Raw genomic sequence first — 10,514 nt, forward strand, 5'->3', positions numbered from 1 at the left:
TCGCAACATCTTTGCGACCCGCCAACGCCGAACGCCGAGCCGATCACAGCCGGAGCACCTTGCCGGGATTCATGATGTTGTGCGGATCGAGCGCGCGTTTGATGGTGCGCATGATGTCGAGCTCGGTCTTGGAGCGGTAGTGGCTGAGCTCGTCGAGCTTGTCGATGCCGATGCCGTGCTCCGCCGAGATCGAGCCGCCCATGGAGGTGACGAGATCGTTCACGGCGCGCGTGATGGCGGGCGCGTATTGGTTCAGCGTCTGCTGGTCCATGCCCTTCGGTCCCATGAACGAGAAATGCAGATTGCCGTCGCCGATATGGCCGAGCGGATAGGGCCGGATGGTCGGGAGAATGTCGAGCACGGCCTTGAGGCCCTTGTCGATGAACTCCGGAATCCCTGAAATCGCCACCGACACGTCGAAACTGATCCCCGGTCCCTCGGCGCGTGAGGCCTCCGCCATTGCTTCGCGGATGCGCCACATGTTGCGCGATTGACCGAATGTGTGCGCGATCGCCGCATCCAGCACGCGGCCGGCCTCGAGTTGATCGGCGAGAAACTGCTCCATCTTGCCGGACATGCCCTCGGTTCCGTCCTGCCGCGGGCGCGCCGACGACCATTCCAGCAGCAGGTACCAGGGCGTATCCGCCTTCAGCGGATCCTGCGTCCCGGGAATGTGGCGCAGGGAAAGGTCGATGGCCGCCCGGCTGAGCAGCTCGCAGGAGCCGACATTGTCCTCGGATGCCGCGTGCGCCTCGGACAGGATTTCCAGCGCCGCGCGGGGATCGCGGATCGCCAGCCACGCCGTGCAGACGTCCTTCGGTGCCGGCCACAGCTTGAGCACGGCCTTGGTGATGATGCCCAGCGTCCCCTCGGCGCCCATGAACAGGTGCTTGAGGTCGTAGCCGGTGTTGTCCTTCTTGAGCGCGCGCAATCCGTCCCAGACCTCGCCATTCGGCAGCACGACCTCGAGCCCCAGCACGAGATTGCGGGCATTGCCGTAGCGCAGCACCTGCACGCCGCCGGCGTTGGTGGAGAGATTGCCGCCGATCATGCAGGAGCCCTGGGCACCGAGGCTCAGCGGCAGGAAGCGGTCGTGCTCGCTTGCGGTCTCCTGAAGCGTCTGTAACACGCAGCCGGCCTCGACCGTCATCGAATAGCCGACGGGATCGACATCCAGCACGCGGTTCATCCGGCCGAGCGACAGCACGATGCCGGTGTGCGCAGGCCAGGGCGTCGCCCCGCCCATCAGGCCGGTGTTGCCGCCCTGCGGCACGATCGCGACGCCGTGCTCGTGGCAGAGCCGGACCACTTTCGAGACCTCCTCGGTGCTGCGAGGGCGAACGACGGCGCCGGCGTTGCCGACCAGCAATCCCCGCCAATCCGTCACAAACGGCTGCTTGCCATGCTCGTCCTCGATCAGGCCTTTGTCGCCGACGATCGCGCGCAACGCATCGCGCAATGGTTCGGTCACGGGAGCGGTCGGGATGGTGGGCAGGGACGTCGGGAGCGGCATTTGTTTCCTCTGGCACATCTTTGTGTGTACTGAGCGCGCGAAGCGCCGCAGCCATTGTCCACGTTTAGGCTGCCGAGTCTAACGGCAATGCGCCACGCGTGTGGGGAGTTTGGGTCGGCCTGACCGCTTGGAACGGTCCGCAGCAGCACGACGTTTGCCTCTCGGCACAACAGGAGAGCCGCATGGCGAAGGTTGACGAGGAGCTCATCCGGGTGAGAGCCCACCAGCTTTGGGAACTCGCAGGCAAGCCGGAGGGCCGCCAGGACGAGTTCTGGCGAGAAGCCGAGCGCGAATTATCAAACGACGCCGGCGCAAATGCCGAAGAATCCTCAAAGACTTTCACGGAGTAATCCGCGAGCGAACGGTCTGGCGCTATCGGGCTTCAACCAGCTGGCGGGCATTGGCCATGGCTGCGCCCGAAGCGGTGTTGTCGAAAATGCACCAGACCGAGGCCGCCGCGCATCCGGCCAGCCGCACCTTGAGCGCCGCCAAGGCAGCCGCGTCATAGCTGGAATAATAGACCCTCGGTGAACCGTGAAGCCGAAAATAGGCCAGCCCGGTCCAGCCGCCGGGCGCAGCGCCATTGGCGGCACGCGGTGGATCCGCGGCCACCCGCGCGACGCCTCGTTGCGCCAGCCAGTCGTCGGCCGGCCTGGTGAACCAGCTCGCGTGCCGTGGCTCGCAAACCACCGGCACCTGCCCCCCTTTCTGCAGCGCTATTACGAGCTTCCCGGCGCCGCGCCTTGCGAAGATTGTCGACGAAGGCAATTGCAGCAGCAGCACGCCGAGCTTTTGCCCAAGGCCGGAAATCTCCTCGCACAACCGATCGACGTCCGCGCGATCGAACCTCAGCTCCGGCGCATGGCTGATCGATTGCGGGACCTTGACCGCAAAACGGAAGCCGGCCGGCACCGCAGCGCTCCATCGCTCATATGTCGTGCGCCGATGCGGACGATAGAACGACGTGTTGATCTCGGTGCAGTTCAGCACTGAGGCGTAGCGCTCAAGGTGGGAGCCCTCGGCCTTGAACGCATCCGCATGCTGGGACGGCACGTTCCATCCCGCCGTGCCAATCCGAAGGGCATGCTTGCGCGTCCGTCCAGGCCTGTCTGTCATCGCCACAGCATAGGAGGCATCTTTGCGGCGTGGTCATGTCGGAACGATTTGGCCCGCCTTCACGACACTGCGGGGCTCTGTTTCTTCTGTCAAACCGGAAGGCAGAAGACGTGGTTCCTTCTCACGCCATCGCCACTTGCGGCTTCGGCTGCCGCGACAGCGCCAGCACGATCAGGGCCGCGAACACGCAGAGCGCGCCGGCGATGAAGAAGGCGGGCAGGTAGCTCTGGTAGACTGTGCGCGAGAACCCCGCGCCGAACGCCGCGGCGCCGGCGCCGAGCTGATGGCCGGCGAATATCCAGCCGAACACCAGATTGGCGCGCTCGGGCCCGAACTTTTGCGCGGTGAGCCGCACCGTCGGCGGCACCGTCGCGATCCAGTCGAGACCATAGAACATCGCGAAGACCGAGAGGCCGTAGAAGGAGAAATCGCTGAACGGCAGGAAGATCAGCGAGAGCCCGCGCAGGCCGTAGTACCAGAACAGGAGCCAGCGATTGTCGTAGCGGTCGGACAGCCAGCCCGACATGATCGTGCCGAAGAAGTCGAAGATGCCCATCGCCGCCAGCAGGCTCGCCGCCTGCACCTGCGGGATGCCGAAATCGAGGCACATCGGGATCAGGTGCACCTGCACCAGCCCGTTGGTGGAGGCGCCGCAGATGAAGAAGGTCGCGAACAGGATCCAGAACGTCATCGACGTCGAGGCGTCGCGTAGCGTGCCGAGTGCAACGCCCGTGATCGAGCCGTGGCTGACGGGCGGCGCGGGCAAGGGTGCGGTGCCTTCGTCGCCGAACGGCCGCAGGCCGACGTCGCTGGGGCGGTCACGCATCGCGAGCAGCACGGCCAGCGCGGAAACACCGAGCATGATGCAGACGAGACCGAGCGCGAGGCGCCAGCCATAGCGCTCGGTGAGGCTTGCCAGCAGCGGCAGGAACACGAGCTGGCCGGTGGCAACGCTCGCCGTCATGATGCCGATGACGAGGCCGCGTCGTGCCGCGAACCAGCGCGTGGCGATGGTCGCGCCGAGCACCAAGGCCGTCATGCCGGTGCCGATCCCGATCACCACGCCCCAGAGGGCAATGAGCTGCCAGACCTCCGTCATGCCGAGCGAGAGCACGAGCGCCGAGACCACGATCAGCTGGGCGGCCAGCGTGACGTTGCGCAGGCCATAGCGGTTGAGCAGGGCGGCCGCGAACGGCGCCATCAGTCCGAACAGGATGAAGCGGATCGACAGCGCGGACGAGATCTCCGCCGTGCTCCAGCCGAACTCCTTCTGCAGGGGAACGATGAACACGCCGGGCGCGCCGACCGTGCCGGCGCTGATCAGCGCGGTGAGGAAAGTCACGCCGACCATCACCCAACCGTAATGAATGTTACGGCGGGACAGTGCTGCCGCGAGCCAGTTCGAGATCATTGGGCCTCAACATTGATGGGCAGGCCGAGACAGACCTGCGTCAGTCTAGAGAATGACACGGGATGTATCTGTCGCAAATGACAGAGTTCCCTCGTTTCCGGACGTCCGCGTCAGCGGCGTTCCACCGCGATGGCCGTGGCTTCACCGCCGCCGATGCAGAGTGCGGCGATGCCGCGCTTGAGGTTGTTGGCCTCCAGCGCATGCAGCAGCGTCACGATCAGCCGCGCGCCGGTGGCGCCGATGGGGTGGCCCAGCGCGCAGGCGCCGCCGTTGACGTTGAGCTTCTCGCGGGGAATGCCGAGGTCGCGCTGCGCCGCCATCGCCACCACGGCGAAGGCCTCGTTGATCTCGAACAGGTCGACGTCGCCCGCGCTCCAGCCGACCTTGTCCAGCAGCTTGCGGATCGCCGGGATCGGTGCCGTGGTGAACCATTGCGGCTCCTGGCTGTGGGTGGCATGGCCCTTGATCTCGGCGAGAACAGGCAGGCCGCTCCGGTCAGCAAGTGCGCGCTTCGTCAGCACCAGCGCGGCGGCGCCGTCGGCATTGGCGGAGGAGGCGGCCGGCGTGATGGTGCCGTTGGCGCGGAATGCCGGCTTCAATCCGGGGATCTTGGCGGGGTCGACCTTGAGCGGATGCTCGTCATTGGCGATCACGCGCGGGCCGGCCTTTTCGGTCAGCGTGATCGGCGCGATCTCGGCCTTGAACGCGCCGCCCTCGACGGCCTTGCGGGCGCGGCTGAGCGTCTCCATCGCATAGGCGTCCTGGTCCTTGCGGGTGAATTGATAGGCTTCCGCGGTAGCTTCGCCGAAATCGCCCATGGAACGGCCGGTCTCGTAGGCGTCCTCCAGGCCGTCCATCATCATGTGGTCGATGATGCGGTCGTGGCCGACGCGATAGCCGCCGCGCGCCTTGGCGAGCAGGTAGGGCGCGTTGCTCATGCTCTCCATGCCGCCGGAGACGACGATCTCGGCCGATCCGGCGCGGATGATGTCGTGCGCCAGCATGGTCGCCTTCATGCCGGAACCGCAGACCTTGTTGACGGTGGTGGCGCCTGTCGCATCGGGCAGACCGGCGCTCCGCGCTGCCTGCCGCGCCGGCGCCTGACCTTGGCCTGCCGGCAGCACGCAGCCCATGAAGACCTCGTCGACCTTCTCGGGCGCGAGCTTGGCGCGCTCCAGCGCCGCACCGATCACATGTGAGCCGAGCTTGTGGGCCGGGAGCGGCGACAACTCGCCCATGAAGCGGCCGAGCGGGGTGCGTGCGGCGGAGACGATGACGACGGGCTCGGCGGCTTCGGCCATGACGAGAACTCCCTGGCGATGACGTGTAAGATGATGGACATCATATGATGCGTCGCAAAAAATGCAACCGCGACAGGGATGAGAAAATGTCGTGGGCCGGATGAGATTTGGTCGTGCGATTGGGGGCTGCTTACCCACAGTACGCTGTCATTGCCCGCGAAGGCGGGCAATCCAGTATTCCAGAGGCCACGCGGCTAGAACCGGGAAGGCGCGGCGTACTGGAGGCCCCGCCCCCGTGCGCAACTGCGCACTAGGCGGGGCATGACACCGTCTTTTCTTGGCTGCGATGTTGCTTCCTCGCGTCTACCGCTTCCGGTTGACAAACGCGCCCATCAGCCGCGTCGGCTCGTCCGTCAGGAATGACTCGCCGAACACTTTCACGCTCAAATTCACCGACTCGGTCAGCGGCAGTTCCTCCCATTGCCGCAGCAGCGCCTTTTGCGAGCGCAGCGCCTCGGGGCCGCATTCGAGCAAGGCCTTCACCAGATGCTCGACCTCGGCATCGAGCTCGCCGGGCGCAGCGACCTTGTCGACCAGGCCCCATGCCAGCGCCGTGGCTGCATCGATGTTCTCCGCCGTCATCACCAGCCAGCGCGCGCGGGCCCAACCGATCAGGCGCGGCAACAGCGCGGCATGGATCACCGAGGGGATGCCGACACGCACCTCGGGCATGCCGAAATGGGCATCATGCGCGGCGACGCGGAAGTCGCAGGCCGCCGCCACTTCGAGCCCGCCGCCGAGGCACCAGCCCGGCATGCGTGCGATGATCGGGGCAGGGAAGGCGCGCACCGCCTCGCAGAGATCGCGCAGGCGGCTGATGAAGGCCTCGGCGGATGTCTGGTCGAGCCCGGCCATCTCCTTGATGTCGGCTCCGCCGATCAGGCTCTTCTCGCTCTGTCCGCGCAGCACCACGACGCGGATGCTGCGGTCGGATGCGAGCTGCTGCAGGCCTTCGCGCACGGCGTCGGTCACGGGCGAGCCGAGGATGTTGAGCGGGCCGGCGTTGCAGATCGCGACATGAACGACGCCGCGCGCATCGCGCGTCACGCCGCAATGATTGTTGAGCATTTCCATCGTGGGATCTCGAAAGGTTTCGTGGACATGCGCGGGGCGCGCCAGTCGGGATCACTTCCGGGCCGAAACGTACGTCTTGTCAAGCGGCGGGGAGGGCGGGTTGCCAGCGTGAAGTCCGTGGCATAGTATGACGAATATCATCTAAAGAGGCTGCCATGACCGGTGACGATCAACCCGACCTGTTTTCGCCCGCGCAGAGGCGGGAACGCGTAGTGGACTGGCAGGTGCCTGCGCCGGTGGCGCGGGCGGCGATGGGCCTGTCGGGCATGGATGCCATGCTGGGCATCCGTGACGGCCGCCTGCCGCCGCCGCCCTTCGCCAAGCTGATAGGTTTCACCATGGCCGTGGTCGAGCCGGGCCGTATCGTCATGGAACTGCAGCCGCGCGAGGATCTCGAAAACACCATCGGTCTTCTCCACGGCGCGACCGCCGCGGCGCTGCTCGATACCGCGATGGGATGTGCCATCTCGACCCGGCTCGAGGCCGGACAAAGCTCGGTGACCCTCGATCTGAAGCTGACGTTTCTCCGCCCCCTGTCGGTTCGCTCGGGGCTGATCTCGGCCGAGGGCAAGATCATCAAGCTGGGGCGGCAGACCAGCTATACCGAGGGTTTCGTTCGCGACGGGAAGGGAGCCCTCGCGGTGCACGCAACTGCAACGTTCTCCATGATCGGAAGCAACTTGACATGAATTAATGCACCCATCGCGGCATTTGCGTGTTATGAGATGATCTCCGACATTCAATGAGATCCGCATGCGCTATTCCCGGGAACACAAGCAGGAAACCCACGATCGCATCGTGAAGAAGGCCTCGGTGCGGCTGCGGGAGAAGGGCGCCCACGGTATCGGCGTCGCCGACCTCATGAAGGAGGCGGGCCTGACCCACGGCGGCTTTTACGCGCATTTCGATTCCCGCGAGGCGCTGGTGATCGAGGCTTTTGCCTACGCGATGGACCGTTCGATGGAACACTGGCGCAAGCTCACCGGCGAGGTCGCTCCGGAAAAGCGGCTGGCGCTGATCGCGGAAAGCTATTTGTCCACGCTGCATCGCGACAATCCCGGTCACGGCTGCTCGATTCCCGCGCTGGGAGCCGAGATCGCCCGCGAGAGTCCGAAGACACGCAAGGCCTTTGCCGGCAAGCTGGATGAGATGATCGAGGCCCTGACCGACACCATCCCGAACATGCCCCGCAAGGCGGCACGCAAGCAGGCGATCGCGACGCTCGCGACGATGGCCGGAACCATGCTGCTGGCGCGCATCGCCGGCTCGAGCGAATTGTCCGACGAGATGCTGAAGGCCGGCCGGGACCACGCGCTTGAGGGAGCGAAGCGTGAGTCGAAGGTGGCGGCCGCGAAGAAGGCGAAACAGAACTAGGCGAAATGCCGTGTAGGGTGGGTTAGCCATGCGATTGCGCGAAGCGCATTCGCTTGGCGTAACCCACCACTGTGTTCGTCCGCGGAGACGGAAGAGGTGGGTTACGCCTTCGGCTAACCTACCCTACGAGACCCCTACGAGACCGCCGTTCACCGCCCAGCAAACAACGCCCGCTCGCGCTCGACAATCTCCGAGATGTAATCCGCCACGGCCCTGATCCGCGCCAGGTCCTTACTGTCGGCGTGCATCAGCATCCAGAACGTCCGCGTGATCGAGATCTCTTCGGGCAGCACGGCGACAAGCTGCGGATAGTCGCTCGCCATGAAATGCGGCAGCACCGCGATGCCGAAGCCGGAGAGGGTGGCGTTGAGCTGCGCGATCAGATTGGCGCTGCGGAAGCGCGCCGAGATCCGCGGCGACACCTGCGGCAGATAGTCGAGCTCAGGCGTGAACAAGAGTTCCTCGATGTAGCCGACGAAGCGGTGCTGCGTCAGATCCTGCCGCGAGGCGATTTTCGGGAAGCGGTCGAGATAGGCGGGGGCCGCGTAGAGCCCGAGGCGGTAGTCGAGCAGCTTGCGCCCGACGATGCGACCTTCCTTCGGCATGGTCAGGCTGATGGCGATGTCGGCCTCGCGCTTGGAGAGGCTGAACAGCCGCGCGGTTGCTACAAGTTGCAAGTCGAGATCGGGATAGCGGTCCGCGAACGGCGTCAGCCGCGGCGCCAGGAAGGCGGTGCCGAACCCATCAGGCGCGCCGATCCGCACCGTCCCGGTCAGCCGCGCCACGGAGCCGCCGACCTGCTCCTGATTGGCAACAATGGTCGATTCCATGGCTTCGGCGCTGTCGGCGACGCGCTGGCCGGCCTCGGTGAGGAGGTAGCCGGTCTTGCGCCGGTCGAACAGCTTGGCCGAGAGGTGCTTCTCCAGCCGGTCGACGCGGCGGATCACGGTGGCATGGTCGACCCCCAGCTGTTTTGCCGCAGCCGACACCGAGCCGCCCCGCACGATGGCCAGCACGAAGCGAAAGTCGTCCCAATCGATAGCGCCTTGATCCAGCATTTTCGCACATCTATGGTGCATTATCTCAGACTTGAATCCTATAAAATGCAGGTCAATAGGATTTGTCAAAGCGACCACGCTCGGCCTGAAGGAGACCATTCCATGCGTTCAATCGGACATTTCATCGGTGGCAAGGAGGTCAAGGGCACCTCTGGCCGCACCGCCGACGTTTTCGAGCCGATGACCGGTGACGTTCAGGCCAAGGTGGCGCTGGCGTCCAAGGCCGAGGTCCGCGCCGCCGTCGAGAACGCGCGCGCCGCACAGCCCGAATGGGCCGCGACCAACCCGCAGCGCCGCGCCCGCGTCATGATGAAATTTGTTGAGCTGGTCCAGCGCGATTACGACAAGCTCGCCGAGCTGCTCGCGCGCGAGCACGGCAAGACCGTCCCCGACGCCAAGGGCGACATCCAGCGCGGCCTAGAAGTCGCGGAATTCGCTTGCGGCATTCCGCATCTGATGAAGGGCGAGTACACCGAAGGCGCTGGCCCCGGCATCGACATCTATTCGATGCGTCAGCCGCTCGGCGTCGTCGCAGGCATTACGCCGTTCAATTTCCCGGCGATGATCCCGATGTGGAAGTTTGCGCCGGCGATCGCCTGCGGCAACGCTTTCATCCTCAAGCCCTCGGAGCGCGACCCCGGCGTGCCGATGCTGCTCGCTGAACTCATGATGGAAGCGGGCCTGCCGGCCGGCATCCTCAACGTCGTCAACGGCGACAAGGAGGCGGTCGACGCCATCCTCGACGATCCCGACATCAAGGCCATCGGCTTCGTCGGCTCGACGCCGATTGCGCAATACATCTACGAGCGCGCCGCGCAGACGGGCAAGCGCTGCCAGTGCTTCGGCGGCGCCAAGAACCACGCCATCGTTATGCCCGACGCCGACATGGATCAGGCCGTGGACGCGCTGATCGGCGCCGGCTACGGCTCGGCCGGCGAGCGCTGCATGGCCGTTTCCGTCGCGGTCCCCGTCGGCAAGTCCACCGCCGACCGCCTTATGGAAAAGCTGATCCCGCGCGTCGAGTCGCTCAAGATCGGCACCTCGATCGATCCGTCGGCCGACTACGGTCCGCTCGTGACCCGCGAGGCGGTCGAGAAGGTCAAGAGCTACATCGACATCGGCGTCAAGGAAGGCGCGACGCTCGCCGTCGACGGCCGCGGCTTCAAGATGCAGGGCTACGAGAACGGCTTCTATCTCGGCGGCTCGCTGTTCGACAACGTCACCAAGGACATGCGGATCTACAAGGAAGAGATCTTTGGCCCGGTGCTCTCGGTGGTGCGCGCGCACGACTACAAGGAGGCGCTGGCGCTGCCTTCCGACCACGATTACGGCAACGGCGTTGCCATCTTCACCCGCGACGGCGATGCCGCGCGCGACTTCGCGGCCAGGGTCAACGTCGGCATGGTCGGCATCAACGTGCCGATCCCGGTGCCGATCGCTTATTACACCTTCGGCGGCTGGAAGAAATCGGGCTTCGGCGATCTCAACCAGCACGGACCGGATTCGATCCGCTTCTACACCAAGACCAAGACGGTGACCTCGCGCTGGCCGTCCGGCGTCAAGGAAGGCGCGGAGTTCTCGATCCCGCTGATGAAGTAAGGCTGTAGCCCAGCCTGTCATTGCGAGGAGCGTAGCGACGAAGCAATCCAGTATCTTTCCGCGGAGAC

At 65.4% G+C, this 10,514-nt stretch carries 10 protein-coding genes; 4 read left to right on the top strand and 6 right to left on the bottom strand.

Going from position 1 to position 10,514, the window contains the following annotated elements:
- Positions 1–43: 43 nt before the first annotated feature.
- Positions 44–1,513 (bottom strand): FAD-binding oxidoreductase, encoded by a 1,470-nt coding sequence (locus tag I6F09_RS01425; protein WP_225187320.1) that lies wholly within the window; start codon positions 1,511–1,513, stop codon positions 44–46.
- A 182-nt stretch (positions 1,514–1,695) separates the two neighbouring features.
- Here I6F09_RS01425 and I6F09_RS01430 point away from each other — a divergent pair, with 182 nt between their 5' ends.
- Positions 1,696–1,863 carry a DUF2934 domain-containing protein gene (locus tag I6F09_RS01430; protein ID WP_081494475.1) on the top strand — a complete coding sequence of 56 codons (168 nt, stop codon included), beginning with the start codon at positions 1,696–1,698 and terminating at the stop codon, positions 1,861–1,863.
- 22 nt (positions 1,864–1,885) lie between these two features.
- Here the strand turns inward: I6F09_RS01430 and I6F09_RS01435 are convergent, their stop codons facing one another.
- From I6F09_RS01435 to I6F09_RS01450, 4 genes are all read right to left on the bottom strand, one after another.
- Entirely contained in the window at positions 1,886–2,629 is a 744-nt protein-coding gene (locus I6F09_RS01435; protein ID WP_225187321.1) for a DUF72 domain-containing protein, read from the bottom strand.
- Positions 2,630–2,750: 121 nt separating this feature from the next.
- Positions 2,751–4,040: an MFS transporter gene (locus I6F09_RS01440; protein ID WP_109144071.1), complete on the bottom strand. Its 1,290-nt coding sequence runs from the start codon at positions 4,038–4,040 to the stop codon at positions 2,751–2,753.
- 110 nt (positions 4,041–4,150) lie between these two features.
- On the bottom strand, positions 4,151–5,341 hold the full coding sequence (locus I6F09_RS01445; protein WP_225187322.1) for an acetyl-CoA C-acyltransferase: 1,191 nt from the start codon (positions 5,339–5,341) through the stop codon (positions 4,151–4,153).
- Positions 5,342–5,644: 303 nt separating this feature from the next.
- A complete protein-coding gene (locus I6F09_RS01450) occupies positions 5,645–6,415 on the bottom strand; it encodes an enoyl-CoA hydratase (protein WP_109144069.1) in 771 nt (256 codons plus the stop codon).
- Between the two features lie 155 nt (positions 6,416–6,570).
- Here I6F09_RS01450 and I6F09_RS01455 point away from each other — a divergent pair, with 155 nt between their 5' ends.
- Together I6F09_RS01455 and I6F09_RS01460 are read left to right on the top strand one after the other, a co-directional pair.
- Positions 6,571–7,104: a PaaI family thioesterase gene (locus I6F09_RS01455; protein ID WP_192893237.1), complete on the top strand. Its 534-nt coding sequence runs from the start codon at positions 6,571–6,573 to the stop codon at positions 7,102–7,104.
- Between the two features lie 64 nt (positions 7,105–7,168).
- Positions 7,169–7,789 (top strand): TetR/AcrR family transcriptional regulator, encoded by a 621-nt coding sequence (locus tag I6F09_RS01460; protein WP_036001077.1) that lies wholly within the window; start codon positions 7,169–7,171, stop codon positions 7,787–7,789.
- A gap of 149 nt (positions 7,790–7,938) precedes the next feature.
- Here I6F09_RS01460 and I6F09_RS01465 read toward each other — a convergent pair whose 3' ends face one another.
- Entirely contained in the window at positions 7,939–8,847 is a 909-nt protein-coding gene (locus tag I6F09_RS01465; RefSeq protein WP_036001074.1) for a LysR family transcriptional regulator, read from the bottom strand.
- Between the two features lie 102 nt (positions 8,848–8,949).
- Between I6F09_RS01465 and I6F09_RS01470 the strand changes: the two genes are divergently transcribed.
- Positions 8,950–10,446: a CoA-acylating methylmalonate-semialdehyde dehydrogenase gene (locus I6F09_RS01470; protein ID WP_036001072.1), complete on the top strand. Its 1,497-nt coding sequence runs from the start codon at positions 8,950–8,952 to the stop codon at positions 10,444–10,446.
- The last annotated feature ends 68 nt before the right edge of the window (positions 10,447–10,514 follow it).

Origin of the sequence: Bradyrhizobium sp. IC3195 (assembly GCF_020193585.1) — a bacterium.
Classification (GTDB): domain Bacteria; phylum Pseudomonadota; class Alphaproteobacteria; order Rhizobiales; family Xanthobacteraceae; genus Bradyrhizobium; species Bradyrhizobium yuanmingense.

Excerpts from the sequence above, each read along its gene's own strand:
- I6F09_RS01450 (WP_109144069.1), bottom strand. The coding sequence starts at position 6,415 with ATGGAAATGCTCAACAATCATTGCGGCGTGACGCGCGATGCGCGCGGC.
- I6F09_RS01465 (WP_036001074.1), bottom strand. The coding sequence starts at position 8,847 with ATGCTGGATCAAGGCGCTATCGATTGGGACGACTTTCGCTTCGTGCTG.
- I6F09_RS01455 (WP_192893237.1), top strand. The coding sequence starts at position 6,571 with ATGACCGGTGACGATCAACCCGACCTGTTTTCGCCCGCGCAGAGGCGG.
- I6F09_RS01445 (WP_225187322.1), bottom strand. The coding sequence starts at position 5,341 with ATGGCCGAAGCCGCCGAGCCCGTCGTCATCGTCTCCGCCGCACGCACC.
- I6F09_RS01435 (WP_225187321.1), bottom strand. The coding sequence starts at position 2,629 with ATGACAGACAGGCCTGGACGGACGCGCAAGCATGCCCTTCGGATTGGC.
- I6F09_RS01430 (WP_081494475.1), top strand. The coding sequence starts at position 1,696 with ATGGCGAAGGTTGACGAGGAGCTCATCCGGGTGAGAGCCCACCAGCTT.
- I6F09_RS01440 (WP_109144071.1), bottom strand. The coding sequence starts at position 4,040 with ATGATCTCGAACTGGCTCGCGGCAGCACTGTCCCGCCGTAACATTCAT.
- I6F09_RS01470 (WP_036001072.1), top strand. The coding sequence starts at position 8,950 with ATGCGTTCAATCGGACATTTCATCGGTGGCAAGGAGGTCAAGGGCACC.
- I6F09_RS01425 (WP_225187320.1), bottom strand. The coding sequence starts at position 1,513 with ATGCCGCTCCCGACGTCCCTGCCCACCATCCCGACCGCTCCCGTGACC.
- I6F09_RS01460 (WP_036001077.1), top strand. The coding sequence starts at position 7,169 with ATGCGCTATTCCCGGGAACACAAGCAGGAAACCCACGATCGCATCGTG.